Raw genomic sequence first — 26765 nt, forward strand, 5'->3', positions numbered from 1 at the left:
CCCGTTCGGACGGCTGACAAAGTAAAACGCAGAAGATGGTATTTAGCTGACTTTTCCCACCGTCGCACTGTACCAACCGCCATGCTGCCAGACCAACTCAAGCGTCAGAGGTTCATCATCGTGGTACAGCATCATCTCCAGACTGATCGTCAGATCGTGGCAATATGCTTCTTTCAGACTCACTTGCAATGCAGCAATACGTGGTTCATGAAATAAAAGAGCGGAACGCAGCTGGCGGCAATACCAGCTCTGGAGATGTTTGTCGCTCTGATTATCCCCTTGCCACTCTGGCATACCTGAAATAAGTAATGCAGGTAGCGGTGAATGAGGAGAATTGAAAAGTTGAAAGAGATCCCGACATACGGAATCACGCAGCGATGATGTATTGCTGCCTGTGTTTTCAGGTAATACGGTCTGAAGTAATTGGCGCATCATTTTGCGCACTCCTGACGTTTAGCGGCATCGATATCTTGCCCTGACGGCTTGACACCACTGGGTTGATGCTCATTTTTCATAGTCATTCCTTTTTGCTCATTGCATCCGTGCCTGATAACAGGCTTGATTCTCGCCCGCAAAGTATAAGACCCTGAACAGAAATGAAGATCCACTTACTTTTTATTTAAAAAGATATAATTTGATAAAAGTCACTAAACCAGACAGAAACAAATCAATATATTTTGATTATTCCGAATAATCACTCAGATTTAAATAGATATAAAATGCTTATAAAAGACATGTAATAAGTAATTATTAAATTACTCATCGTTTATTAATAATATCGGTTATTACGTGGCTAAAAGGCCTGGTGCAAAGCTGCTCAACTTGGCACCAGAAATAAGGGTCAGGCGTCAACTTTATCCAACGGCCAGGAGTCGAAGAGATAGCCGTCAAAATAGATATCATCAACATTGGAAAATTCCAGCAGGCGCTGTTTCACATTTTCCAGATGCTGCCACATTGCCAGCTTCGCCGCACGGGCGTCTTTTTTGATTAACGCAGCGAGGATCTGTTTGTGATCGCCCAGCCACTCTTTGCGATACAAGCTGTCATCCAGATGGCTGTGCAACTGGATCCACATCGGATTGTTTTCACGCCACTGCCAGGACTGACGGAACAACTCCACCAGCATACTGTTATGCGTCGCTTCCGCGATGGCGAGGTGGAACTGCATATCGCCGCTTTCACTGCTGCCCGGTGCGCTGGAGGCCAGTTCGCGTTCTTCAAGCTGCAATGCCTGGCGCATTTTGACGATATCTTCGCGGGTGGCCTGCAAAGCGGCAAATTCCGCGATGTTACTTTCCAGTAACTGACGCGCCTGTAACAGCTCAAAAGGACCGGCATCATTGCAGACGTTGGCATCTGCGTTGTCGGCAGTGTGGCTGGTTGAACTGTCGAGAACATAAATACCGGCGCCCCGACGCACTTCTACCAGTCCTTTGATCTCCAGCATGATCAACGCCTCACGCACCACAGTACGCGTGACCTCGAGCATTTCTGCGATTTCACGCTCCGGCGGCAGTCGTTCGCCAGGATTGTACGGTGTTTTGATGATCAGATCGCGGATCATCGCCCCGACTTCCTGGTAAGGTCTTTGCGCAGAGGTGGCAGATTTCATGATGTTGTGTCCGTTAGGTGCGGTTAATCAAATTATTGCCGGATGCGGCGTGAACACCTTATCCGACCGACAAAGAGTGCGTATTTAATAAGTTGTGATTGATACCCTGGCTCGATAAGCGTGCGCATCGGGCGATCTTACGTAGATCGTCAATGACAAACTATACCATTAGCACTGGAAGTTGGCACGTACAGGTAGGCAAAAAAACGAAAACTGGTCAACCAAATATTGGTTTGATTGACCAGTAAGTCTGTATGGTAATCAGTCAGTTACAGTGCAGCCACGCATTCGCGCGCGCCGCGCTCGCACAGTTGCTGATATGCCGCTGTCACTGCACCAACAAAGTCGGCATTCTGCGGCAGATCATCTGCAAAAATACCGCTCAGGCTCAACAGGGCTTTTACGCGTTCTGCTCCCTGATATTGCGCGTTGATCTTCTGGAATTCAGCCAGCATCGGGTCAACTACGTCGATGGCGTTGCCTTGCTCATCCACACCCTGGGTGTAACGCATCCAGCCCGCCACGCCGAGCGCCAGGTGACGCCAGCTACCGCCGTTTTGCAGGTGCAGACGCACCGGGTCCAGCAGACGCTGCGGTAACTTCTGGCTGCCGTCCATCGCAATCTGCCAGGTGCGGTGACGCAGAGACGGGTTGCTGAAACGCTCGATCAGCAGCGTCGCATAGGCGTTCAGGTCAGTCCCTTCCGGCATCGACAGCGTTGGCGCTTGTTCCTGCATCATCAGGGCAAAGGCGGCTTTGCGATAATCCGGGTTAGTCATGGTATCAGCAATGGTTTCATAGCCACCGAGGTAACCAAGGTACGCCAGGAAAGAGTGGCTGCCGTTGAGCATACGCAGTTTCATCATTTCGAATGGTACAACGTCCGAAACGAACTGTGCGCCCACTTTATCCCAGTCCGGGCGACCATTAACGAAGTTATCTTCAATCACCCACTGACGGAACGGTTCACAGGCAATCGCGCATGGGTCGTAAACGCCCAGTTGATCAGCAATTTCCTGTAAGGTTTCTGGCGTCGCCGCCGGAACAATGCGGTCAACCATGGTGCACGGAAAGGTGACGTTCTCTTCAATCCATGCCGCCAGCTGCGGGTCGCGCGCCTGAGCCAGCCCCAGAACGGCAACTTTCGCCACATGACCATTTTCACGCACGTTGTCGCAGGACATTACGGTAAACGCTTTCAGCCCTTTTTCACGACGCAGGCGCAGAGCTTCAACGATGTAACCAATCGCGGACTTCGGCGCGGTCGGATTTTCCAGGTCGTGCTTGATCAGCGGGTTATTGAGATCCAACTGACCGCTTGCCGCATCGGCGCAGTAACCTTTTTCCGTGACCGTCAGAGAGACAATCGCTGTTTGCGGACGCGCCATTGCGTTGAGAATACCTTCGCAACCGTCGATTTCCGGATGCAGAGCTTCTTTCATCGAACCGATAATTTTCAGCTCGGTGCTTTCTGCACCTTTTTCCGCCACGGTGTACAGCAGTTGCTGTTTTTTCAGGTTTTCGATCAGCACGCGGTCGTTGCCTGGCATCAGGTTAACTTCGCAGATACCCCAGTCGCTGTCGGTGCTTTCCAGCAGATGATGGGTGTACAGCGCCTGGTGCGCGCGGTGAAACGCCCCGCAACCGAGATGCACAATGCGTGATTCCAGACGAGAATGATCCCATGACGGGCGGGCAACCGGCAGATTGCTGTCAACAATAGTAGTCATCGTAAACTCCAGAATCCGTCTTCAGAGAGTGACGGCAAGGAAGAAGGAACCGGCACGGCGCGCAGCCATGCCGGTGGATATTAACGGCTAAAGAAAGCGCGCTGGATCGCCAGTTCGACACCGCGAACTTCGGCCAGGCCTTTCAGACGACCAATCGCGGAGTAACCTGGGTTGGTTTTCTTCTTCAGGTCGTCCAGCATCTGATGACCGTGGTCCGGACGCATCGGGATCAGGTCTTCTTTGCCTTCCGCTTTACGACGGTGTTCTTCTTCAACAATCGCTTTCACCACTTCGTACATATCAACGTCACCGTTCAGGTGCGCCGCTTCGTGGAAGGTTTTCGGGTTATCTTCACGCATGGTGGAACGCAGATGGGTGAAGTAAATACGCGGACCGAACTGCTTGATCATATCAACCAGATCGTTGTCAGCACGCACGCCGTAAGAACCGGTGCACATGGTGAAACCGTTCGCCATGCTGTTTACGGTATCAACCATCCACTGCATATCTTCAATGGTGGAAACAATGCGCGGCAGGCCGAGGATCGGGCGCGGCGGATCGTCCGGGTGAACAGCCATACGCACACCAACTTCTTCGGCAACCGGAATAATGGCTTTCAGGAAGACCGCAAAGTTTTCGCGCAGCTTCGCTTTGTCGATATCTTTGTACAGCTCCAGGTGCTTACGGAACTGGTCGAGGGTGTAGCCTTCTTCCGCGCCCGGCAGACCAGCAATGATGTTACGGGTCAGACGAGCTTTGTCTTCGTCGCTCATAGTGGCGAAGCGTTCAGCAGCCTGAGCAATTTCTTCTTCGGTGTAATCCGCTTCCGCGCCTGGACGCTTCAGGATATGCATTTCGAATGCAGCGAATTCGATCTGGTCGAAGCGCAGAGCTTTGGAGCCGTCTGGCAGCACGTATTCGAGGTCAGTACGGGTCCAGTCGAGCACCGGCATGAAGTTGTAGCACACGGTGCGAATGCCGCACTGCGCCAGGTTGCGCAGAGTCTGCTGATAGTTAGCGATCCACTGCTCGTAGTTGCCAGTGTGGGTTTTGATATCTTCGTGAATTGGCACGCTTTCTACGACAGACCACACCAGGCCTGCATCTTCAACGATCGCCTTGCGTTTGAGGATCTCTTCTACGGACCATACTTCGCCGTTCGGGATATGGTGCAGCGCGGTAACCACGCCAGTTGCGCCCGCCTGACGGACATCAGCTAAAGAAACCGGATCGTTTGGGCCGTACCAGCGCCAGGTCTGTTCCATGATTTTTCCTCTTTCACATAGTGGGTTCCACAGCAAAGAGACGCGGAACCCTGGAGTTGTTTAGGTATCCGGATGAACAACCAGACCGCAGCCGTGGCGTCGCACCGGATGAGATGGCGTATAAGTTCTACCTTTTGGTAAGACATGTCAACCCGGATTCTAAAATTGGTTAACCACATCACAAGAAATCTACTCTCCTGCCGGTTGTTGTAAATTACAGCAAAGGGTAAACAACGGTTATTGATCAGGGTATGTGATATTCATCGCAACAATGGTTGACCAATTTGCATAACATGTCGCCCAAAATAACAACGGTTCAACCAGGTAAGGTAAAACGTTATGCATGTGCTTAACATTCTCTGGGTGGTATTCGGCATTGGCCTGATGCTGGTACTGAATTTGAAGTTCAAAATCAATTCAATGGTGGCTTTGCTAGTGGCGGCGCTGTCCGTCGGGATGCTGGCGGGCATGGATTTGATGTCGCTGCTTCACACCATGAAAGCGGGCTTCGGCAACACGCTGGGGGAACTGGCGATCATCGTGGTATTCGGTGCGGTCATCGGTAAATTGATGGTCGACTCTGGCGCGGCTCACCAGATAGCGCATACGCTGCTGGCACGTCTCGGTCTGCGCTATGTACAGCTATCGGTGATTATCATCGGCTTGATTTTCGGTCTGGCGATGTTCTATGAAGTGGCCTTTATCATGTTGGCACCGCTGGTGATCGTGATTGCAGCCGAAGCTAAAATCCCGTTCCTGAAACTGGCTATTCCGGCAGTAGCGGCTGCCACCACCGCACATTCACTGTTCCCGCCGCAGCCGGGTCCGGTGGCGCTGGTAAATGCTTATGGCGCGGATATGGGGATGGTTTATATCTATGGCGTACTGGTGACGATCCCAAGTGTAATCTGCGCTGGCCTGATCCTGCCGAAGTTCCTCGGTAATCTGGAACGCCCAACGCCGTCATTTCTGAAAGCAGATCAACCGGTAGATATGAACAATCTGCCTTCTTTCGGCGTTTCGATTCTGGTGCCGCTGATCCCGGCGATCATTATGATCTCCACCACCATCGCCAATATCTGGCTGGTAAAAGATACCCCTGCCTGGGAAGTGGTTAACTTTATCGGTTCCTCGCCGATTGCAATGTTTATTGCGATGGTTGTTGCGTTCGTACTCTTTGGCACCGCGCGCGGGCACGATATGCAGTGGGTGATGAACGCTTTTGAAAGCGCGGTGAAGAGTATTGCAATGGTGATTCTGATCATCGGTGCGGGTGGCGTGCTGAAGCAGACCATCATCGACACCGGCATTGGTGACACCATCGGCATGTTGATGTCCCACGGCAATATCTCGCCCTACATCATGGCGTGGCTGATCACCGTACTGATTCGTCTGGCGACCGGTCAGGGTGTGGTTTCGGCGATGACTGCCGCCGGGATTATCAGTGCTGCAATCCTTGATCCGGCAACCGGTCAACTGGTTGGCGTGAATCCGGCGCTGCTGGTGCTGGCGACGGCTGCGGGTTCCAACACCCTCACCCACATTAACGATGCATCTTTCTGGTTGTTTAAGGGTTATTTTGACCTGTCGGTAAAAGACACGTTAAAAACCTGGGGTCTGCTGGAACTGGTCAACTCCGTGGTTGGGCTGATTATTGTGTTGATTATTAGCATGGTAGCGTAAAAGAACACCAGAGCCTGCCAATGGCAGGCTCTGACTGATGACAAAGTCTAAAAATGTGCCCAGACAGTCCCCTCGCCCCTCCGGGGAGAGGGTTAGGGTGAGGGGAACAGACCAGCAAAGTGCGCTTTGTTTATGCCAGATGCGACGCTGGCGCGTCTTATCTGGCCTACAAAGGGCTAACGTGCAGGTTTTGTAGGTAGCCTGGCGCATCACGTAATATTACGTACCAGCATTAGCAAGCCCTGTGATTTCTTTATTGATAAACAAAAGTAACACCAATAATCGACTGCACATTACCTGCAGTCACCTGCCCTCCAGTACGTGCGTAATTTGCCGTTAATCCCAGATTTACCGCCGAAGTCCCTACTGCCCCTAATGACACAGTGCTATTCGCTGGAATAATCGTTCCGTTGCGCGTCAACTGTACGCCGACTCCCTGTGCTGGCGAAAACGACGCGGTATTGGTGAAAATCGAGTTGCCCGCATCTGCTGTTGTGCCTGAAAGGTAATACCCCAGGTTTTGGCTTTTCGCACAATAAACGGTAAGAGGAATCGGCACTGAACCAGGGTAGTCCGGCAGTGTAACGGTGACATCACGAGCGGAAACATCACAGCCGCCAGTGGGCACCACCACATCATTATTGGCGTAAATATTCCAGACGAACTGGAAATCATCGCTGTTATAGTTGTTGGTCTGTCGCAAAATAAGCACTGCAATTAATGAGCCTGCCTTAATCGCAACGCCACCCGCACTGCTGACCGGCGTCAGATAAAGCGCCACCGGCCAGGGCTTATCCGTTCTCGAATTATAAACAATGCGCGGCGTTTCGCTGGTGGTCGGGAAGGGATAGCTACTGCCATTATATTTTACGGTTCCGGAAAAATTAGATAACACACCGCCATAAGCTGAACCTCGTTGCAGTGTGACATAGTCTGTAATGGTTTCCGGGTAATCGTTATGGCAAAAGATCTGCGTCGAAAGATCCACGACCAGGTTTTGCCCCACATTCACGGCGGGCGCAAGATTTACATAAACATTGGCGCTGCCACCGCCAATAGGGATAGCTGTACCATTGGCGGTTTTACAGGCGAATGACCAGGCATTTACCGACCAGCCCATCAGCAGTACAGCAAACAGGGTAATAACTCGTTTCATTACAATCATCTCTTCGGGTTCAGCTGTAGGTATAGGTGATGCTAATCACTGCCTGAATGGTTCCCTGAGTGGCTCCGCCATTTACCGTCAATGCTCTGACCTGTAACGGGAAGTGCGCTGATTGTGAGGAATCATCCACCTGAACTGTTTTGGTTGCGCCAGTATTCAATGTGTTGCCACTGTCATCCTGTAGCTCTAACTGGATGTTTTGCGCGGTCCCCTGGTTTTTATAATATCCGGTACTGTCGGCTGCCCCGCTGAAGCTGGCGGTGACCCTGGACGTTCCCACCGGACAATTAGTCAACTCAAGCGCAACATCATGCCAGGCCGATGCCGCTCCGGCAGATATCAGGCTAAAAGAATAAAGATCGCCGAGATCTACCGTGGCATTGGTGGTGGAAACTGTGCACGGTTTGGCGACGACCTTACCGTTCACCGTGATGGTGACATCGGCTGCCTGTATCGTCGCACTTGCGAGCGCCAACATTGCCGCCAATAAATACCCACGTTTGCGCCATTTCATGAGCATCTCCAGTTACTGATATTCAAGAGTAAAGGTTGCCGTGGCATTGATATGCCCCGCAGTGACAGGCACCTGTGTCGCCATTAGCCGGGCGTAAAAATTCAGCGTATTTGGTTTACCCGGCGTCAGGGTCGTCCACGAAATCGCGGACGATGGGGCATTAAGGGGTATCTGATTTTGTTGCTCATTCAGAAGCTGTATTCCCAGCCCTGCGGCCGCTGACACCGTATTTTCAAGTGCAAGCAGGTTGGCATTGTGGCTATCTGAAACACCGGTAAACCCAACCTTTACGGCGGAAACGGCATTACCACAGGGTGACAGCAAAATACGAAAAGGAACGGCTGGAGTCGTCGCCCCAATGTTGCTAAATTGCTTCGCCGCGTTTTCCATCAGATCAACGGTAAAATTGGTTGATTCAGCTGCCACACTACAGCCGTTATCCCTGACATAGCCGCGAATAGTAATTGTGCTATCTGCGGCTCTGGCGTGACTGACAACCAGCGACAAAAAAACGCAGAGAAGATAAAAAGGTTTGCTTTTCATCACGCCCCCTTAACGACATTCAGCTGATAGCTGAGTTAATAACTGCTGCTGACTCTCTGGTGGCAGTTGATAATTGGCGACACAGTGAGCATTCTTCCCTTCTCCCCATTTCACCTGAACTTTTCCCGCTAAAGGCATTCCGCTGAGATAAACCTGGCCATTATCCGCAACAATGCCGCTACTCTGGCTGCTCTCTGATGTGACCATCGCCCCAAACGGCAGCGGCTTATTATTGTGGGTTAGCGTCATGAGCAGTTTTATTCCAACGCGCGCTTTAAACTCTGCTCGCACAATTGCCCCACGGGTGGGAACAACGTTAGCGACCGCGTTATCTAAATCGACGTTATCAGCCAGGGTATTAGTATCCAGCGCCACTCTATTTTCGCGATATTCAGTGGCATAAGGCAGCACGGCATAACCGCGCCAGTCGGTACGCACCCCCGTCTGGTTTTCGACTTTTGCATCTTTTGCGCCAGGCGCTTTAACAAGCACCACCGTATCGTTTAACGGCTGCCCCAGCGTTATGCCATTGGCATGAGCCAATACCCCACCGCTGACTCCGTAATAGAACTGCTTAATATCATCGTTATGGCTGTAACCGATGTTGGCATTGCCGTAGCCACCGCGATAATTCAGCGTGGCGTAGCCTGTACTTCCGCTATTACCATCGCCTCCCCCGGCATAGCCGGTTTGCACGCTATAGCTGAGGTTGTTGTCTTCCAGCAACGTACCGTATACACCTGCCAGATTGGTCATCCGACCGTTGAGATCGTGCGACATGCTGTAGCTGGCACTGGCATATCGCCACTGAGATTTACTGTCAGAACGCAGCCAGTGGCTGAAAGGAATGTTGACGTTAAGAGCTAACATCTGATCCCGTCCTTTTTGCCAGGCGTTTTTCGTCAGGCTATAGCTGAGCGTCCAGTTAATATCTTCGAACGCAGTATTTAATCCAGCCTGGAATTGCTCATCGACATTACTTGTTCCCCAATAAGTTTGATGGCTACCACTCAAATACAGTGTTGATGTGCGCCCGAGTTGCTGAGTAACAGTGAGCTGTAATTTCCCGCGTTTGTTATAAGCGAGGTTGTAATAGTCGGTGAATTTCGGCTTAACCTGAATAACACCATCCTGCGTTTCAATGTTGTAGCCATTCATTCGGCTGTATGTTGTATCAGCGAAATTAAAATATCCGCTGGTCGAATAGCGGTAACCCACTAACTGAATATTCGTGCCTGACTCATTGAGCGATTTGTTATAGAGAAAACGCACCGATTGTCCGTCATGCTGACTTTCATCGGGAAGTGTGGCATTAGCCTGCGTCATATCCACGGACAGAGCGCCCAGTGCCCCCATGTTTTTCCCGATACCGAAATTAAAAGCACGATAACGATCCGCCAGTTGCGTTCCACCATATATTGTCCAGCCAGCCGGAAGGCCGTGGAGTAATGTACTCTGGAAAAAGCGGGGTTTTTCCTGTTGCGCATTTCCACTACGGTATTCTCCTGCCGTAATGGAATAACGTGTATGCCCTTCACGTTGCAAAAGCGGGACTGACGAATAGGGTACGGTAAAGATCTGCGTGCTACCGTCAGCCTCTTTAATCGTTACCTGCAAGTCACCACTATTACCTGCGGCATAGATATCGTTGATGGTAAAAGGCCCCGGTGGCACCGTACTATTATAAATGTCATACCCATTTTGTTTAATAGTGACCTGTGCAGTACCACGCGCAATACCGTGGATCACCGGGGCAAATCCTCTTTGGCTATCGGGTAACATATTGTCATCTGAGGCCAATTGTGCGCCGCGAAAGTTAATACCATCGAAAATATCGCCCTGGGTATAACCATCACCCAGCGTCAGCCGGGAACGTAACGGAATGATGTCTCGCTCAAGCCAGGTATTGATATGCTGCCATTTATTTTTGCTACCTGATGAACTGTCGCTACTGTTATAACTCCAGGTGGTATTGTCGCGTAAACGCCATGCACCAATATTTAACCCACTCTGTAGGTTTAAATATGCATAATGGCTGTTACCCCCAATCCGATTCTGCACACTATTTCCGCTGAAATTATAATTGAGCAATCCGGCATTAATACCGGGATCCCATAACTCAGGAGGAATATAACCACGCGCGCGATTACTCATAAATGCCTGAGGGATCGTCAGGTTGAGTCGCTGCTGACCAACATCTAAATGCGCAGTAGCGTCATGGATCATTGTGGTTAATGGCACGCAGGCATCATCCGCCAGCAGGTTCATACCGGAGACAGAAGCTGTATTCAGCCCCATACTGGCGAGTTGAGCGCGAGTCAGGCAAGGGACAATCCCTTGTTCACTGTCACCCGTATTAAACGTGACGTCACGCGTCGCCATATAACCATTATTCAAATAGATATCGACGCGATACGTCCCCGGCGGTAATTCTTGCCCATTTTCAAAACGCGATAAATCAGCCACAGCCTGGGGATCATCCGCTAAAAAACGCGGATTAAAATAGAGTTCGGCAGATGAAAAAGGTGCCTGTGCGACAAAAGCACAGGCAACAGAGAGTCGGACAAAAAAACCAGCCAGACGAGGCTTACGAATATGTAAGCATTGTGTGTTTCGCTGGTAAAGTCTTAAATTCAGATATGACATTATTCCTCCGGTTAAAATTACCCGGCAGTCAATTCTTTTTATTCAGGCGAAAAATTCCCCCTGCGTTATTCCATTACGCCCGTCATTTTTGGGGTAAGTGCGCCATAATCATTTATTGTTCGGTAAGTAATATTGCTTCCTGCATCAGGAGGCAATTTAACCGTGCTTTCGCCCATTGGAGGCACCAAGGCATTTTCAAGAACCCGGGTTCCGGCATTCAACTCTGTTACCGTCAGGTAATAGGGTGTCGGGTTAATCAGCATCAGAGAATTCGCGCTACGACGAAATCTTAATTTTTCTGCGGCCTGATCGGGTGGCAACGCTAATTTAGCCGGACGATAGTACAGTTTAATGCGGCTGATAATTGCGAGCTGTAGCGTATTCTCAGTCAATTTTGATTTATCCATTGATGGAATCGCTTTAACGTTCATCCAGAATAAACTTTCCCGATCCTGTGGCAATTGGTTATTTGTTGCATCAAGAATACGCAAGGTATTCTCTTTTTTTCCCTTCATCGCAAACAGAGGTGGCGTCACGATAAAACGACCATCCTTTACACCATCGGCATTTTCTACCCATGATTGAATTAAATAGGTGCTATTCTCATCATTATTTGTCACGGCAAGTTGCACTTGTTTTTGCCCTGCAGGATAAATTACACGTGTCGCACCTAAGGCCACTCCCGCTTCAGCGCGTCCGGCAACCATCATTGCCATGATCAACAGGATACCTGCCAGTAAGCAGAATGTTATTTCCTGCGATTTCCTTACATTGACGTTTTTATTACTCACTGTCCTGTTCCTGTTATCACATTGTCTGCTGAACAATTACTGATAGGTTAAAGAGAACCAGGCCTGGGCATTGGCGATGCCGCCAGTAACCCGACGCCCGGTAGCACGATATTTGGCGATGAAATGTAGCGAAGTAGAGCCAGAGTAAAGCCGTTTCCAGTTCACAGGAGGACGATTAATCGGTACGAGGTTTCCTTCATCATCAAACAACGCTACACCAATATTGGTGGCTATCCCTGGCCCCTCTCCCACAGAAAGCACATCCGGATTTTTACCATCCGCGACACCGTGAAAAGCCACGCCCACACGTTCACTCACCACCGTGCTACATTCCCGTAAATGAATAACAAAAGGCACCGGTGCGCTATCTTCCCCTACCGCATGAAACCGGTTACTGCTGATTTGCCCCATATTGACCGTCATTTGTTTATCACCGGCCTCAATCCGGCAAGTTTCCGCAATAATGACGCCCTGAAATTGCATATTTCCGCCGGGCAACGTGGTGTTCCATTTATTTCCGGCCAGAGCAAACATCGGCAGCAACAACGCTACTAGAAATAATCTCGTCCTTTTCATCATTATTCTTATCGCACAAGGAGTGGGCATCCTTGCCCATAATGACGTCCCTAAACCTGAGTAGGTTATTGATACTGAACCTTGAAGGTCGCATCCGCATTAGCAGCACCAGGGGTTGCAGCACCGGTTGCAAAATAACGCGCCTGGAACGGAATGGTGTTGGTACCGTTATTCAGGGTTGTTTGTGCACTAAATGTCGCACCGTCCAGCGCCAGCGCAGTACCCGTTCTGTCCAGGATCTGTACACCAACATTTGTTGCGCTGCCCGCAGCTGAACTCTGCAGAGCCAGTACGTTGGTATGATTTCCATCAATTGCTGTGCCAAGGAAGGCAATGGCTGCTTTGTCTGCAACAGTGGTATCGCAATCATTCAGCTGAATGTTAAAACCGACAGCAGAACTGGTTGCACCTTCTTGTGCCAACGAAGCGGTACGCACTTGACCTAACTGAACAGTTTGATCAACAGAGCCTGCATCAACCGCACAAGCGGCGTTAACAACTTCCCCTTTAAAGTGAACTGTCCCACCATTTACCGTCGTAGCAGCGGCCAAAGCCGCTGTGGAACTGAGGGACAGAGCCGACAGAACAACGATTGCCAGAGTTTTAATTTTCATGCTGCTTTCCTTTTTAAATCTACGTATAAATCAATATGGGCAGTCGTTCTGTACACTTTGTTTTGGAAACGAGTTTGACTGCCAACACTGCACAGTTTCCCCCCAAAAAATGAAACATTTGGGGCCATTTTGACTCATAGAGGAAAGCATCGCGCACGAACTTTTTCAGTTTATTTGTTGGCTTTATATTCTGGTATTAGTTTTATTTATAGATTTTTATATTGAATGAGGTGGTTTTTGGAGAGAAGAATGAGGAAGTTGCTTCGAGACACAGAAACGTTATCTTTACGTAAAGCGGAGGTGATGTGAAATTAATTTACAAGATAAATGGTTTACATATCAAACAGTTAGTTTGTTTTTGTCGTTTTTTGATATTTTTATGCTTGAGAAAAAACACGAAACTTTTTTATGATATGGACAGTTTGGCCCCAATTGTCTTGTATTTCTTTATTTTTTCATTTTATTATCAACAAGTTATATTAAACCTCTTCTCTTTTTAATTTTTCGTTTATAAGATTATTTCTTTCCCATAATCCGGCAAAACGTGCTGCATTACTGGCGGTATAACGCACAGTATGGCGAATATTTCGATGCCCCAGATAATCCTGAATTAAACGGGTATCAGCACCACGCTCCGCCAGTTCATAACCGCAAGCATGTCTTAACATATGAGGGTGAGTCTGCGTCACGGTTCCAGCTTCAATACCGGCATCACGAATGATGCGATAGGCCTGCTGACGAGAAAGTCGACTTCCACGACGGGAAATAAATATGGCGTCGGTCTGCTCAGCGCCTTTCCAGTTAGCACGTTCCTGGGTCCAGCGTTCTACAGCTTCACGCTCATCAAAACGTAATGGGTGAACTGTAGAAAATCCGTTCTTCAGCCGTCGAATATTTATTCGACCTTCATTAAGGTCAAGATCTTGATAATGCAAATCAAGCAGCTCACTAATACGCATCCCATGCCGATATGCCAATAGAATAAGACAATAATCTCTGGCTCCCGTTGCCCCATAGCAAACCGCTTGCATCATTGCCTGAACTTCTTTACCGGTAAGATAACGACGTTTACTCACAATAGTAGTACTCCTGACTGAGATATATTTGAATGAATACCTATAGGAAACCTCAAACGGTCAAAATTAGCCCAATAGATAAAAAGATAATCACACATAAAGTTATGTGGTTATCAGTCAATTACATTAAACATCATACAAAAATAAAATATCACTGATGTGACAACATCTATTTTCATTGATTTAATTCAATATAACAATAGATAGCACCTGATTAACTCCCAGTTGCTTAAAAAATAAAGAAAAAAGTGCAGAAAGAGAAGGATCTAAGTGATATGTAAATTTATGAATGCTTTTGTTTGTTTATTTCGAATAAAATAAACCATTGTATTTTGTATGGGTATGGTTAAGCTAATGTTTATTATGATAATTAAGAATTACACCAACAATAACATCAATTAATAAATGGTTAATTATTATTGATATATCGTAAGAATAATGTAGGTTTTAACACCATCCCTGGTATCTCATCCATCTTTATAAAACAGCGTGACGCTGTCGACCTCTGGGTCTGTCCCAGATGCCGTAAAAACGCCCTGCATTGCTGGCGGTATACCAGACGGTGTGACGAATATTACGATGCCCAAGATAATCCTGGATAAGTCGTGTATCTATTCCCATATTCGCCAAAGCAAAACCACACGAATGGCGTAACATGTGCGGATGAATCTCCAGTGATAACCCGGCATTACCACCTGAAGTCGAGATAATATGGTAAAACTGTTGACGAGAAAGTGGATTCCCTTTGCGTGATAAAAATACCCACTCACTCTCAGCATGTGGATAAGAAGTACGCGTACTCAACCAGTTTTTTAAAGCCTGAACTTCTTTGTTCAATAGCGGGTGCGTTGTTGAAAAGCCTTTTTTTAATCGATGGATATATATGCACTTTGCCTTCAGATCAATATCCGAAATTCTCAATCGGCAAATTTCACTCGCCCGAAAGCCATGAATAAAACAAAGCAAAGTCAGACAATAATTGCGTGCAGCATGAGGCCCGGTATTTGCTGCTTTAAGGAGTGACTCGATTTCACTGTGGGTCAGGAAGTTCCTTTTTTTGTTATCAGCCTTATTCTTCATCGTTTTCCCTTATTATTACAGACGCGCACTAGCTGTGCTGGGTTAGCAATAATCCAACATTGTAATCCTGATTATGTTTATAAAAGCGAATGTTTGCTTAATGACTAACGCAAGTGGACTAGCTCTTTTGAATGAACTTAAATAGAATGGCGATAGCTACTTATAATAACTTTGCCATACAACGCTATGCTCTTGCATGCTATGTTCTTTTATATATTTTCAATCTGATACGAATCTAATAATAACCCTCATCATCAATGTAACTAATCTTATCTATATATCACGTGATATGTTCTGTAACAAGTAAAATCAACATAAAAAAATTCAGCAAAATTTAATTTTTTGTTCAACGCGCTATCTCACATATAACATTATTAGTCAACTCCATTTCCCTCAAAATTGCTATTTCATGAGATTCCTTAATTTTTAAGTGGCTATTATCATGCTAATGCTTAGTTCCCTAGCCATTATTACCCTTTGGTTTGTAAATTCATGCAGTGAGATTGTTATATTCCTTTCCAGACCGTGTATTGTCCAAAGATATGGGGGGAAGTCTGCACGCACCTTTTTTCATCTACATTCGTGTTAAATATGGTGTGGTTACTTCAACTTAATCTTTTCTTACTCACTACTATTTACTGGCGATACGGCAAATAACCGATTCCCCCCCATCCTGAAGTGTGCTGAACATCAACGAGCCAGCCCTGGACAGGATCAGAAACTCCTCTACTACATACCAGGTTGCCCTTAGTCTCAGAACGTTAAAACATATTTTATGATGAGAATTATTGTCAATCTGATAGCGGATAAACACTCATTTTCACCATACCTGAGGAGTTAGCGTGTAAACCCGGTACTGCCGAAAATCATTAAAAATACATTATAAACAATTAGTTAATAACAAAACTTCAGTTTCATGAAGGCAGTCGACAATGACCATCTGGCCTTACATAACATCTTTACCTTCGAAAAATATCGACATATTTTGTGACGCGAATTGCAAATCTGGTTTTGTTGTATGGATTGTGTGATTTTTGATCTGGTATAACAGGTATAAAGGTACACGCAAGAGATAAATAAGACGACTCATATCGCAATCTAATACAAACATCCCTGGCGTCCTCTCTTATCGGGTGATGAAAGAGCACTTCAGTCTGAAAGGAGTATGAAAATGAGATCAACAAACAATCCATTTTATGACACTGGCTAAAAATGGATTTAGTAAGTGAAATAGCTTACGAACACTAAAATCAAATAAACATCAGAATAGATTTAATACTCAGGTATTTAATCCAGATCTCGGTTTATCTTAAATTATGTGGAAAGCAATTTCTCATAGGAGGCATTATACAAAAAATAAAACATAATTATCCGTGGCCAATGACGCTATAAGCCTGGCAAAAAAGAGCACATAACATAAATGCTATTTGTTTATTCGGACTTCGTATTACTTTCTGTATTCTACAAATGAGTGAAATTTATGAAAAAGGCTAAAATACTTTCTGGCGTATTATTACTCTGCTTTTCGTCACCATTAATTTCTCAGGCTGCAACACTGGATGTGCGTGGTGGATATCGTAGTGGAAGCCATGCCTATGAAACTCGACTCAAAGTCAGTGAGGGGTGGAAAAATGGATGGTGGGCAAGTATGGAAAGTAATACCTGGAATACCATTCATGATAATAAAAAGGAAAATGCCGCATTAAATGATGTTCAGGTTGAAGTTAATTACGCGATTAAACTTGATGATCAATGGACCGTGCGCCCAGGAATGTTAACCCATTTTAGCAGCAATGGCACACGCTATGGACCTTACGTAAAACTGTCATGGGATGCGACAAAAGATCTCAATTTTGGCATTCGCTATCGTTACGACTGGAAAGCTTACCGACAACAAGACTTATCTGGTGATATGTCTCGTGATAACGTTCATCGTTGGGATGGATATGTCACTTACAATATTAATAGTGATTTCACCTTCGCATGGCAAACGACGCTGTACAGCAAACAAAACGATTATCGCTATGCAAACCATAAGAAATGGGCGACGGAAAATGCATTTGTTCTACAATACCATATGACGCCCGATATTACGCCATACATAGAATATGACTACCTTGACCGTCAGGGTGTTTACAACGGTAGAGATAATTTATCGGAAAACAGTTATCGCATTGGTGTGTCATTTAAACTGTAGTAGACAGGAGACAGTCACAATGAATAAAACAATAACGGCACTTGCTATCATGATGGCTTCATGTGCCGCAAACGCGTCGGTATTACCAGAAACTCCTGTGCCATTTAAAAGTGGTACTGGTGTAATTGATAACGACACTGTCTACATTGGTTTAGGTAGCGCAGGTACGGCATGGTACAAGCTGGATACGCAAGCCAAAGATAAAAAATGGATAGCTCTGGCGGAATTCCCCGCTGGCCCGAGAGATCAAGCAACCTCTGCCTTTATTGATGGTAATTTGTATGTATTTGGCGGTGTTGGTAAAAACAGTGAGGGGTTAACTCAGGTATTCAACGACGTACACAAATATAATCCCAAAACCAATACCTGGGTTAAATTAATGTCGCACGCACCGATGGGCATGGCAGGTCATGTGACCTTTGTACACAACGGCAAAGCCTATATTACTGGCGGCGTTAACCAAAATATCTTTAATGGCTATTTTGAAGATCTCAAGGAGGCAGGAAAAGATTCAGCGGCTATAGATAAAATCAACACCCACTATTTTGACAAAAAAGCAGAAGATTATTTCTTCAATAAGTTCCTGTTGTCTTTTGATCCCTCTACACAGCAATGGAGTTACACTGGCGAATCCCCCTGGTATGGTACGGCTGGTGCAGCGGTAGTAAATAAAGGTGATAAAACCTGGCTTATTAATGGCGAAGCAAAACCAGGACTGCGAACTGATGCTGTATTTGAGCTTAATTTCACCGGCAATGGCATAAAATGGAATAAACTTTCTCCCGTCTCCTCCCCAGATGGCGTAGCTGGCGGTTTTGCAGGTATTAGCAATGACTCTCTTATATTTGCCGGGGGAGCCGGATTCAAAGGTTCACGAGAAAATTACCAGAACGGTAAAAACTATGCGCATGAAGGTCTGAAAAAATCGTATAGCGCCGATATTCATCTTTGGCATAACGGGAAATGGGAGAAATCTGGCGAACTGTCGCAAGGTCGGGCCTACGGAGTATCATTGCCCTGGAATAATAATTTATTGATTATTGGCGGTGAAACTACGGGCGGCAAAGCTGTGGCGGATTCAGTGTTGCTCTCTGTGAAAGATAATAAAGTTACTGTGCAAAACTAACTTTTCAGGGCTCCAGCAAAGGAGCCCTGCGCTCAATGGCTCATCACCCGTTGTCATTTCAATTACGCATATATATGAACACGATAATATCGCCCGATTATTACTATGTTCTTACCGTTGCCGGACAATCTAATGCCATGGCATATGGCGAAGGACTCCCGTTACCAGACAGTGAAGATGCGCCTCACCCCAGAATAAAACAACTGGCAAGATTTACACAGACGCATCCCGGTGGCTCGTCATGTCAATTTAATGACATTATTCCACTGACTCACTGCCCACACGATATTCAGGATATGCGGGATTATCACCATCCTCTGGCAACGGATCATCAAACACAATACGGTACAGTTGGACAGGCACTGCATATTGCGCGGAAATTATTGCCCTTCATTCCTGATAATGCTGGCGTTCTCATCGTTCCTTGTTGCCGTGGCGGATCGGCTTTTACCGCAGGCTGCGAAGGAACATATTCAGAACAGCACGGAGCCAGCCATGATGCATGTCGTTGGGGAACAGATACTCCGCTGTATCAGGATTTAGTTAACAGAACGCGAGCTGCACTGGCGAAGAATCCGCAGAATAAATTCCTCGGCGTATGCTGGATGCAGGGCGAATTTGATTTAATGACGAGTGACTACGCGTTACACCCTCAATATTTTAATAATATGCTTGAGGCCTTTCGTAAGGATTTAAAGCAGTACAGTTCTCAGCTTCTGAATACTAACACTTCCGCTGCTCCGTGGTTCTGCGGCGATACCACCTGGTACTGGAAAGAAAATTATCCTCATGCGTACGAAACTATTTATGGCAATTACAAAAAGAATGCCTTAACCAATATTATTTTTGTCGGCTTCCAGCAACAAGACGAACGAGGGCTAACGAACGAGCCTGATGAAGATCCGGACGATTTAATCACGGGATATTACGGTTCAGCGTACCGAACGCCAGAAAACTGGACAACGGCGCTACGAAGCAGTCATTTTAGCTCGGCAGCCCGTCGGGGGATTATTTCCGACAAATTTGCTGACGTTATTTTGCGGTTTTGGCAGGAAAAGTGAGCACTCACAAATTTGATTTATGCGCATCCATCAATGCTCTGGACTCTGTTGGTAATCTTCAGCCTCTTCAAACGGTATCTACAACGATTATGTAATCACAACCTATGCAACATAGGGCGATTGCGCTTGTAGAAAATAATGATGCAGAAAACTTTGTTTAACGCTATTCAGACGGGCAACAGATACAAAAAAAGACGCTTTTCAGCGTCTTTCTTTTGGAATATTGGTACTGAGGATGGGACTCGAACCCACAAGCCCGTTAGGGCACTACCACCTCAAGGTAGCGTGTCTACCAATTCCACCACCTCAGCACAGATACTATTCTTAGTTCGGGATATCGCTGGTCGGCTTAGCCGGAGCAGCTGGCTGAGTTTGTTCGGTTTTCGCCGGAGCACTCAGATTTTCCCATTCGCTACCTTTATTGGTTTTGTTGCTGTTGATGTTACCCAGCACCAGACTGATGATGAAGAACAACGTTGCCAGCACAGCCGTCATACGGGTCATGAAGTTGCCAGAACCACTTGAACCAAACAGCGTAGCGGAAGCGCCTGCTCCGAAGGAGGCTCCCATATCAGCGCCTTTACCTTGCTGCAGCATGATCAGACCAACAAGGCCAATTGCTACAATAAGGAAAACTACTAAAAGAGCTTCGTACATAATCAACCTGTTCCTTGCGGAGTTGCCGCGTACCAATGCTTCAACCAATAAAGCGGGAGAATTTAATCTTTCCCACTGAAGCGGGTGTAAATACTAACCAAAGCGAATGACCTTCGCAAGGGCAATTTTATTGCATTGTATCAACTGCGGAAAAAAACAGCAAAATAGATGTGCATAAGAAAAACAAAGGCGACAATCGCCGCCTTTTTAGCCAGTTAGTTATCGCATTAAACCGCTTTTACCGCATCAGCGATACGGTGAGCAAACTCGGTGACCTGCGCTTCGTCTTCACCTTCGACCATCACGCGAATTAACGGCTCAGTGCCGGATTTACGCAACAGCACACGCCCACGGCTACCCAGCGCCGCTTCAACTTCGGCGGTCACGGCTTTAACAGACTCATGCTCCAGCGGATCGCCGCTGCCTGCGGTATAACGCACGTTAACCAGAATCTGCGGGAACATTTTCATGCCACTGCAAAGGTCGTGCAGGCTCATATGGTTACGCGCCATCGCCGCCAGCACCTGCAAACCAGCAACGATGCCGTCACCGGTAGTGGTTTTATCCAGCAGGATCACATGACCGGAGTTCTCTGCACCGATACGCCAGCCTTTTTCCTGCATTTTTTCCAGTACGTAGCGGTCGCCCACTTTCGCACGTGCAAATGGAATGCCTAACTGTTTCAGCGCCAGTTCCAGCCCCATGTTGCTCATTAATGTACCCACCGCGCCACCACGCAGCTGCCCCTGACGAAGACCTTCACGCGCGATGATATACATGATCTGATCGCCATCGACTTTATTGCCTTCATGGTCAACCATAATCACGCGGTCGCCGTCGCCGTCAAAGGCAATGCCGAGATCTGCTTTTTCAGCCAATACGCGTGCCTGTAGCGCACGAACATCAGTTGCCCCCACTTCGGCATTGATGTTTACGCCGTTCGGCTCACAACCGATGGCGATAACGTTCGCTCCCAACTCGCGCAGCACGTTTGGCGCGATGTGATAAGTCGCGCCATTTGCGCAATCCACCACAATCTTCAGTTCACTGAGGCTAAGTTCGTTCGGGAACGTGGCTTTGCAAAATTCGATATAGCGACCCGCAGCATCAACGATACGGCTGGCTTTACCCAGTTCTGCCGAATCAACGCAGCTAATCTCTTTTTCCATTTCAGCTTCGATGGCCTCTTCTACCGCATCCGGCAGTTTGGTGCCGTCGATAGAGAAGAATTTAATGCCATTATCGTAGAACGGGTTATGCGATGCGGAAATCACAATCCCGGCCTCTGCGCGGAAGGTACGCGTCAGATAAGCCACTGCCGGTGTTGGCATCGGGCCGGTAAAAAGTGCGGAAAGTCCCGCTGCCGCCAAACCCGCTTCCAGCGCCGACTCCAGCATATAGCCAGAAATACGCGTGTCTTTACCAATAATGATCTTACGGGAACCATGACGCGCCAGCACTTTACCTGCTGCCCAGCCCAGCTTCAGCACAAAATCAGGGGTGATCGGCGCATCCCCAACACGACCACGGATCCCATCGGTCCCGAAATATTTACGATTACTCATAGCGTTTGTTTTCCTTTGCAGACAGAGTGGCTTCCACCACTCGCATCGCTTCTACGGTTTCTTTGACGTCATGAACACGAATGATGTGTGCGCCCTGCATCGCAGCAATAACTGCACAGGCCAGACTACCGCTCAGGCGTTCGGACGGCCCCACGTTCAGCAGTTGTCCAATCATCGATTTTCGTGACATACCCACCAACAGCGGCAGGTTGAAATGGTGAAATTCAGCCAGACGCGCCAATAATGAATAGTTATGGTGGAGATTTTTACCGAAACCGAATCCCGGGTCGAGCAACAATTTCTCTTTTGCGATACCCGCCCGTTCACAGCGTGCTATTTGCTCAATAAAGTAGCGATTCACTTCAGCATAAACATCGTCATACTTAGGCGCTTCCTGCATGGTCTTTGGATTTCCCTGCATATGCATCAGGCATACGGGTAAACCAGTTTCCGCAGCCGCTTCCAGAGCGCCAGGTTCGGAAAGGGAGCGGATATCGTTAATGATGTGAGCGCCCACTTTCGCCGACTCACGGATAACTTCCGGTTTGGAGGTATCCACAGAGATCCAGACTTCGAATCGTTGCGCAATTGCCTCAACCACCGGAATAACACGTTGCAACTCTTCTTCAACACTCACTTCCGCTGCACCTGGACGCGTAGACTCTCCACCAACGTCGATAATCGTCGCGCCAGCGTTGATCATCAGATTCGCATGTTTCACTGCATCAATCAGAGAGTTATGCGTACCACCATCAGAAAAAGAATCTGGCGTGACGTTGAGTATCCCCATCACGTGAGGATGGCTAAGATCCAGTGAAGTGCCCTGGGCAAAGAGTTTCATGGTGTTATCCCTGGTATAAATTGATAAGAAAAAACCCCGGAGCACGCCCCGGGGTTTTCGGTACAAATACAGTCATCTGATGCGGGAACTTACTTGTCGCCTAACTGCTCTGACATGGTGTTACCCGGATTTGGCGTACGTGGTTCATCAACCGGACGCGGCGCCTTTGGAGTGCCATTATTGTCAGAATTGTTAGATGCTCCCGACTCATCCCAACCTGCAGGCGGGCGTACATCGCGACGAGCCATCAAGTCATCAATCTGCGGTGCGTCGATGGTCTCATATTTCATGAGTGCATCTTTCATCGCATGAAGAATATCCAGGTTGTCGTTCAACAACTGACGCGCACGATTATAGTTACGTTCAATCAGTGACTTCACTTCCTGGTCGATGATACGCGCGGTTTCATCGGACATATGTTTTGCTTTCGCCACGCTACGACCGAGGAAAACTTCACCTTCTTCTTCCGCATACAGCAGCGGACCGAGTTTTTCAGAGAAGCCCCACTGGGTCACCATGTTACGCGCCAGGTTAGTCGCAACTTTAATATCGTTCGACGCACCGGTAGAAACATGTTCTGGTCCGTAGATGATCTCTTCTGCCAGACGACCGCCGTACAGGGTACTAATCTGACTTTCCAGTTTCTGTCGGCTGGCGCTGATTGCGTCGCCTTCAGGCAGGAAGAAGGTCACACCCAACGCGCGACCGCGCGGGATAATCGTTACTTTGTGCACCGGATCGTGTTCCGGCACCAGACGACCAATAATCGCGTGGCCAGCTTCGTGGTAAGCAGTCGATTCTTTCTGCGCTTCCGTCATCACCATGGAGCGACGTTCCGCACCCATCATGATTTTGTCTTTCGCTTTTTCGAATTCAACCATTGATACAACGCGTTTGTTGCCACGTGCCGCAAACAGTGCCGCTTCGTTCACCAGGTTCGCCAGGTCTGCACCGGAGAAGCCTGGTGTGCCACGAGCAATAATTGCCGCATCAACATCTGGCGCCAACGGTACGCGACGCATATGCACTTTCAGGATCTGCTCACGCCCACGGACATCTGGCAGACCAACCACAACCTGACGGTCGAAACGACCAGGACGCAGCAGTGCCGGGTCGAGAACGTCCGGACGGTTAGTCGCGGCGATAACGATGATACCTTCGTTACCTTCGAAGCCATCCATCTCAACCAGCATCTGGTTCAGGGTCTGTTCACGCTCATCATGACCACCACCCAGACCAGCGCCACGCTGGCGACCTACGGCGTCGATTTCATCGATGAAGATGATGCACGGTGCCGCTTTCTTAGCCTGTTCGAACATGTCACGCACACGAGATGCACCCACACCGACGAACATTTCTACGAAGTCAGAACCGGAGATGGTAAAGAACGGAACTTTCGCTTCACCTGCAATGGCTTTCGCCAGCAGCGTTTTACCCGTACCCGGAGGGCCGACCATCAGGACGCCTTTCGGGATCTTACCGCCCAGTTTCTGGAAGCGGCTCGGCTCACGCAGATACTCAACCAGTTCGGCAACTTCTTCTTTTGCTTCGTCGCAACCAGCAACATCAGCAAAGGTCGTTTTGATCTGATCTTCCGTCAACATGCGCGCTTTGCTCTTACCGAACGACATCGCGCCTTTACCGCCGCCGCCCTGCATTTGACGCATGAAGAAGATCCAGACACCAATCAGTAACAGCATCGGGAACCATGAGATGAAGATAGAAGCCAGCAGGCTTGGCTCTTCAGGCGGTTCACCGACAACCTTGACGTTCTTGGTCAGCAGGTTATCCAGTAGTTTCGGATCCTGAACCGGAATGTAAGTGGTATAACGGTTACTATCTTTCTTGGTAACGTTGATTTCACGTCCGTTGATACGCGCTTCACGAACCTGGTCGTTATTGACCTCTTGTAGGAAGGTAGAGTAATCCACCTTACGGCCATTAGACTCGCTGGGCCCAAAGCTCTGGAATACTGACATCAGCACAACGGCAATGACCAGCCAGAGTATTAGGTTTTTCGCCATGTCACTCAAGGGATTAACCTCTTATTACAACTGTGTTAAAAACAGCGTCAGGATACTCTATATCCAGCATCTTTCAAACTTTCGTCTGAAATCTCCCGGTTAGGGTTTACGCCCGGTCGCTACAATATACACTTCCCGCGAACGTGCACGAGAAGAGTCCGGCTTACGAACTTTGACCTTCGTAAACAGGGAGCGAATTTCCCTTAGATACTCATCGAAACCTTCGCCCTGGAACACCTTCACTACAAAACTGCCACCCGGCGCTAACACATCACGACACATTTCTAGCGCCAGTTCCACCAGATACATGGCACGGGGGATATCCACCGCCGGTGTTCCGCTCATGTTTGGTGCCATATCGGACATGACAACCTGGACTTTGCTGTCGCCTACGCGTTCCAGCAGTGCTTTCATCACCAGTTCATCACGAAAATCGCCCTGAAGAAAGTCCACACCAACGATAGGATCCATAGGTAAAAGATCGCAAGCGATGATGCGGCCTTTGCCGCCAATTTGGGTGACCACATATTGTGACCAACCACCCGGGGCAGCACCAAGATCGACAACCGTCATTCCCGGTTTAAAGAGTTTGTCACTTTGCTGTATTTCATCAAGTTTAAACCAGGCACGGGAACGTAACCCCTTTTTCTGTGCCTGTTGAACATATTTATCGCTAAAGTGTTCCTGAAGCCAGCGGCTGGAGCTGGCAGAACGCTTCTTACCTGTCATTTAACTTTCCCATTGGGATAACTCATCGTAACCAATTGCGTAAATTTTTACGCGCCTATTTGGTGATATATGGGAGATGGCGGTAGAATGACCCGTTTTCAATCCCAACGTAAGCAAAAAAATACGATGAATCTGAGTACTAAACAAAAACAACACCTGAAAGGTCTGGCACATCCGCTCAAGCCAGTTGTTCTGCTTGGCAGTAATGGTTTGACCGAAGGGGTGCTGGCCGAGATTGAACAAGCGTTAGAGCACCATGAACTCATCAAGGTGAAAATCGCCACAGAAGATCGCGAAACTAAAACCTTGATCGTGGAAGCTATCGTGCGCGAAACCGGCGCCTGTAATGTACAGGTCATCGGTAAAACGCTGGTGCTTTATCGCCCAACTAAAGAACGTAAAATCTCGCTGCCACGCTAAGATTATCCTAAAGTTACACACATTTTCTGTGTAAAACGAGGGATTTTCCGCAGGCAGGAGAGCAAAATGCCACGCTCTGTTCGTTGATAAAAGGCCGCATAGCGGCCTTTTTCCTTTCTTTACAATACATCAACATTTTGAGTATTGGGTAATTCTTACAGGTATTCCACCTTAATTACTTCAAATTCTACTTCGCCGCCTGGCGTTTTGATGACCACAACATCATCTTCTTCTTTACCGATCAGGCCACGAGCGATAGGTGAGTTTACAGAAATCAGGTTTTGTTTAAAGTCAGCTTCGTCATCGCCTACGATGCGATAAGTCTGTTCTTCATCAGAATCCAGATTCAACACCGTTACGGTAGCACCAAAAATAACGCGGCCATTGTTTGGCATTTTGGTAACATCAATCACCTGCGCGTTCGACAGCTTGGCTTCGATGTCTTTGATACGGCCTTCGCAGAAGCCCTGCTGTTCACGCGCAGCGTGATATTCAGCATTCTCTTTCAGGTCGCCATGTTCACGCGCTTCCGCGATAGCAGCAATGATTTCAGGACGGCGCACAGATTTCAGAAAATCCAGCTCTTCGCGTAATTTTTCAGCGCCGCGTAAGGTCATCGGAATAGCTTGCATTTGTTATACCTCTTGAATATTCCTGATGGGGCGAGTCTCCACCCACCCCGGCTGTTCGGTCAGCCCGGCATAACTCCTCACCAGGCCAGAAGCAAAAAAATACCGACCCGGAAACAGGTTCCAGGTCAGCTACAATTCACATTTTGATGATCATTTTACCCTGAAGTTCCCGAAGGGTCATCGTTTACTTTATAGGGCGTTGCGCCGTAGTATGA

24 protein-coding genes, 1 tRNA gene and 1 pseudogene are annotated in these 26765 nt (G+C 47.8%); 5 read left to right on the forward strand and 21 right to left on the reverse strand.

The features are described from left to right. Positions 1–42 precede the first annotated feature (42 nt). The 4 genes from iraD to uxuA all read right to left on the reverse strand — a co-directional run bounded on the left by iraD (position 43) and on the right by uxuA (position 4610). Positions 43–435, reverse strand: a complete 393-nt coding sequence (iraD, locus tag A7Z06_RS05260) for an anti-adapter protein IraD (protein ID WP_024212578.1) — start codon at positions 433–435, stop codon at positions 43–45. 406 nt (positions 436–841) lie between these two features. Next, positions 842–1615, reverse strand: coding sequence for a Uxu operon transcriptional regulator (gene uxuR / locus A7Z06_RS05265; protein WP_000833697.1), 774 nt, complete (start codon positions 1613–1615; stop codon positions 842–844). Positions 1616–1884: 269 nt separating this feature from the next. Beyond that, complete coding sequence (locus tag A7Z06_RS05270; RefSeq protein ID WP_000208206.1) at positions 1885–3345, reverse strand: fructuronate reductase; 1461 nt, start codon at positions 3343–3345, stop codon at positions 1885–1887. Positions 3346–3425: 80 nt separating this feature from the next. Continuing rightward, positions 3426–4610, reverse strand: a complete 1185-nt coding sequence (uxuA, locus tag A7Z06_RS05275) for a mannonate dehydratase (RefSeq protein ID WP_000438582.1) — start codon at positions 4608–4610, stop codon at positions 3426–3428. A 339-nt stretch (positions 4611–4949) separates the two neighbouring features. On the opposite strand from uxuA, the gene gntP reads away from it, so the two are divergent. Next, positions 4950–6293 (forward strand): gluconate permease GntP, encoded by a 1344-nt coding sequence (gntP, locus tag A7Z06_RS05285; protein ID WP_000558251.1) that lies wholly within the window; start codon positions 4950–4952, stop codon positions 6291–6293. A gap of 253 nt (positions 6294–6546) precedes the next feature. On the opposite strand, the gene fimH is transcribed toward gntP, so the two are convergent. The 9 genes from fimH to fimB all read right to left on the reverse strand — a co-directional run bounded on the left by fimH (position 6547) and on the right by fimB (position 15298). Continuing rightward, on the reverse strand, positions 6547–7449 hold the full coding sequence (gene fimH, locus A7Z06_RS05295) for a type 1 fimbria D-mannose specific adhesin FimH (protein WP_010346656.1): 903 nt from the start codon (positions 7447–7449) through the stop codon (positions 6547–6549). Between the two features lie 19 nt (positions 7450–7468). Next, positions 7469–7912, reverse strand: a complete 444-nt coding sequence (locus A7Z06_RS05300) for a fimbrial protein (RefSeq protein WP_370906309.1) — start codon at positions 7910–7912, stop codon at positions 7469–7471. 72 nt (positions 7913–7984) lie between these two features. Continuing rightward, complete coding sequence (locus A7Z06_RS05305) at positions 7985–8515, reverse strand: fimbrial protein (protein WP_010346660.1); 531 nt, start codon at positions 8513–8515, stop codon at positions 7985–7987. 9 nt (positions 8516–8524) lie between these two features. Then, complete coding sequence (gene fimD / locus A7Z06_RS05310) at positions 8525–11161, reverse strand: fimbrial usher FimD (RefSeq protein ID WP_000121029.1); 2637 nt, start codon at positions 11159–11161, stop codon at positions 8525–8527. Positions 11162–11226: 65 nt separating this feature from the next. Then, on the reverse strand, positions 11227–11952 hold the full coding sequence (gene fimC, locus A7Z06_RS05315; protein WP_000066541.1) for a type 1 fimbria chaperone FimC: 726 nt from the start codon (positions 11950–11952) through the stop codon (positions 11227–11229). 36 nt (positions 11953–11988) lie between these two features. After that, positions 11989–12528 (reverse strand): fimbrial protein, encoded by a 540-nt coding sequence (locus tag A7Z06_RS05320; protein ID WP_077629697.1) that lies wholly within the window; start codon positions 12526–12528, stop codon positions 11989–11991. Between the two features lie 65 nt (positions 12529–12593). Further along, positions 12594–13142 (reverse strand): type 1 fimbrial major subunit FimA, encoded by a 549-nt coding sequence (gene fimA / locus A7Z06_RS05325; protein WP_000695569.1) that lies wholly within the window; start codon positions 13140–13142, stop codon positions 12594–12596. A 479-nt stretch (positions 13143–13621) separates the two neighbouring features. Then, positions 13622–14218 (reverse strand): type 1 fimbria switch DNA invertase FimE, encoded by a 597-nt coding sequence (fimE, locus tag A7Z06_RS05330; protein ID WP_000044716.1) that lies wholly within the window; start codon positions 14216–14218, stop codon positions 13622–13624. Positions 14219–14695: 477 nt separating this feature from the next. After that, positions 14696–15298: a type 1 fimbria switch DNA invertase FimB gene (fimB, locus tag A7Z06_RS05335; protein WP_000790591.1), complete on the reverse strand. Its 603-nt coding sequence runs from the start codon at positions 15296–15298 to the stop codon at positions 14696–14698. A 1480-nt stretch (positions 15299–16778) separates the two neighbouring features. Here fimB and nanC point away from each other — a divergent pair. From nanC to A7Z06_RS22380, 3 genes and pseudogenes are all read left to right on the forward strand, one after another. Then, positions 16779–17495, forward strand: a complete 717-nt coding sequence (gene nanC / locus A7Z06_RS05345) for an N-acetylneuraminic acid outer membrane channel NanC (protein ID WP_016159471.1) — start codon at positions 16779–16781, stop codon at positions 17493–17495. A 19-nt stretch (positions 17496–17514) separates the two neighbouring features. Beyond that, positions 17515–18621, forward strand: a complete 1107-nt coding sequence (locus tag A7Z06_RS05350) for an N-acetylneuraminate epimerase (protein WP_010346499.1) — start codon at positions 17515–17517, stop codon at positions 18619–18621. A gap of 296 nt (positions 18622–18917) precedes the next feature. Next, positions 18918–19265 (forward strand): annotated as a pseudogene (locus tag A7Z06_RS22380) (sialate O-acetylesterase); the annotation flags it as partial. A gap of 335 nt (positions 19266–19600) precedes the next feature. Here the strand turns inward: A7Z06_RS22380 and A7Z06_RS22385 are convergent. The 7 genes from A7Z06_RS22385 to rlmE form a co-directional block, all read right to left on the reverse strand. Beyond that, complete coding sequence (locus A7Z06_RS22385) at positions 19601–19699, reverse strand: hypothetical protein (RefSeq protein WP_432758338.1); 99 nt, start codon at positions 19697–19699, stop codon at positions 19601–19603. Between the two features lie 207 nt (positions 19700–19906). After that, positions 19907–19993: transfer RNA gene (locus A7Z06_RS05360), tRNA-Leu, on the reverse strand. A 13-nt stretch (positions 19994–20006) separates the two neighbouring features. Continuing rightward, a complete protein-coding gene (secG, locus tag A7Z06_RS05365) occupies positions 20007–20339 on the reverse strand; it encodes a preprotein translocase subunit SecG (RefSeq protein ID WP_001517162.1) in 333 nt (110 codons plus the stop codon). A gap of 227 nt (positions 20340–20566) precedes the next feature. Next, the gene (glmM, locus tag A7Z06_RS05370; RefSeq protein ID WP_000071137.1) at positions 20567–21904 is read right to left on the reverse strand and encodes a phosphoglucosamine mutase; all 1338 of its coding nucleotides are present in this window, start codon (positions 21902–21904) and stop codon (positions 20567–20569) included. Next, positions 21897–22745 (reverse strand): dihydropteroate synthase, encoded by an 849-nt coding sequence (gene folP, locus A7Z06_RS05375; RefSeq protein ID WP_000764735.1) that lies wholly within the window; start codon positions 22743–22745, stop codon positions 21897–21899. Before folP ends, glmM begins: the two co-directional genes overlap by 8 nt. An 89-nt stretch (positions 22746–22834) precedes the next feature. Further along, positions 22835–24769: an ATP-dependent zinc metalloprotease FtsH gene (gene ftsH / locus A7Z06_RS05380; RefSeq protein ID WP_001107477.1), complete on the reverse strand. Its 1935-nt coding sequence runs from the start codon at positions 24767–24769 to the stop codon at positions 22835–22837. A 99-nt stretch (positions 24770–24868) separates the two neighbouring features. Then, the gene (gene rlmE / locus A7Z06_RS05385) at positions 24869–25498 is read right to left on the reverse strand and encodes a 23S rRNA (uridine(2552)-2'-O)-methyltransferase RlmE (protein ID WP_000145975.1); all 630 of its coding nucleotides are present in this window, start codon (positions 25496–25498) and stop codon (positions 24869–24871) included. A gap of 126 nt (positions 25499–25624) precedes the next feature. Here rlmE and yhbY point away from each other — a divergent pair, with 126 nt between their 5' ends. Then, a complete protein-coding gene (gene yhbY, locus A7Z06_RS05390) occupies positions 25625–25918 on the forward strand; it encodes a ribosome assembly RNA-binding protein YhbY (RefSeq protein WP_001054420.1) in 294 nt (97 codons plus the stop codon). Positions 25919–26073: 155 nt separating this feature from the next. Here the strand turns inward: yhbY and greA are convergent, their stop codons facing one another. After that, positions 26074–26550 carry a transcription elongation factor GreA gene (gene greA / locus A7Z06_RS05395; protein ID WP_001148001.1) on the reverse strand — a complete coding sequence of 159 codons (477 nt, stop codon included), beginning with the start codon at positions 26548–26550 and terminating at the stop codon, positions 26074–26076. Positions 26551–26765: the final 215 nt, after the last annotated feature.

The sequence above is a fragment of the Escherichia sp. MOD1-EC6819 genome (assembly GCF_002965765.1).
GTDB lineage: Bacteria > Pseudomonadota > Gammaproteobacteria > Enterobacterales > Enterobacteriaceae > Escherichia > Escherichia ruysiae.

Excerpts from the sequence above, each read along its gene's own strand:
- yhbY (WP_001054420.1), top strand. The coding sequence starts at position 25,625 with ATGAATCTGAGTACTAAACAAAAACAACACCTGAAAGGTCTGGCACAT.
- folP (WP_000764735.1), bottom strand. The coding sequence starts at position 22,745 with ATGAAACTCTTTGCCCAGGGCACTTCACTGGATCTTAGCCATCCTCAC.
- nanC (WP_016159471.1), top strand. The coding sequence starts at position 16,779 with ATGAAAAAGGCTAAAATACTTTCTGGCGTATTATTACTCTGCTTTTCG.
- rlmE (WP_000145975.1), bottom strand. The coding sequence starts at position 25,498 with ATGACAGGTAAGAAGCGTTCTGCCAGCTCCAGCCGCTGGCTTCAGGAA.
- fimA (WP_000695569.1), bottom strand. The coding sequence starts at position 13,142 with ATGAAAATTAAAACTCTGGCAATCGTTGTTCTGTCGGCTCTGTCCCTC.
- A7Z06_RS05350 (WP_010346499.1), top strand. The coding sequence starts at position 17,515 with ATGAATAAAACAATAACGGCACTTGCTATCATGATGGCTTCATGTGCC.
- gntP (WP_000558251.1), top strand. The coding sequence starts at position 4,950 with ATGCATGTGCTTAACATTCTCTGGGTGGTATTCGGCATTGGCCTGATG.
- A7Z06_RS05305 (WP_010346660.1), bottom strand. The coding sequence starts at position 8,515 with ATGAAAAGCAAACCTTTTTATCTTCTCTGCGTTTTTTTGTCGCTGGTT.
- fimD (WP_000121029.1), bottom strand. The coding sequence starts at position 11,161 with ATGTCATATCTGAATTTAAGACTTTACCAGCGAAACACACAATGCTTA.
- uxuA (WP_000438582.1), bottom strand. The coding sequence starts at position 4,610 with ATGGAACAGACCTGGCGCTGGTACGGCCCAAACGATCCGGTTTCTTTA.
- uxuR (WP_000833697.1), bottom strand. The coding sequence starts at position 1,615 with ATGAAATCTGCCACCTCTGCGCAAAGACCTTACCAGGAAGTCGGGGCG.
- fimB (WP_000790591.1), bottom strand. The coding sequence starts at position 15,298 with ATGAAGAATAAGGCTGATAACAAAAAAAGGAACTTCCTGACCCACAGT.
- A7Z06_RS05270 (WP_000208206.1), bottom strand. The coding sequence starts at position 3,345 with ATGACTACTATTGTTGACAGCAATCTGCCGGTTGCCCGCCCGTCATGG.
- iraD (WP_024212578.1), bottom strand. The coding sequence starts at position 435 with ATGATGCGCCAATTACTTCAGACCGTATTACCTGAAAACACAGGCAGC.
- glmM (WP_000071137.1), bottom strand. The coding sequence starts at position 21,904 with ATGAGTAATCGTAAATATTTCGGGACCGATGGGATCCGTGGTCGTGTT.
- greA (WP_001148001.1), bottom strand. The coding sequence starts at position 26,550 with ATGCAAGCTATTCCGATGACCTTACGCGGCGCTGAAAAATTACGCGAA.
- secG (WP_001517162.1), bottom strand. The coding sequence starts at position 20,339 with ATGTACGAAGCTCTTTTAGTAGTTTTCCTTATTGTAGCAATTGGCCTT.
- A7Z06_RS05320 (WP_077629697.1), bottom strand. The coding sequence starts at position 12,528 with ATGAAAAGGACGAGATTATTTCTAGTAGCGTTGTTGCTGCCGATGTTT.
- fimH (WP_010346656.1), bottom strand. The coding sequence starts at position 7,449 with ATGAAACGAGTTATTACCCTGTTTGCTGTACTGCTGATGGGCTGGTCG.
- ftsH (WP_001107477.1), bottom strand. The coding sequence starts at position 24,769 with ATGGCGAAAAACCTAATACTCTGGCTGGTCATTGCCGTTGTGCTGATG.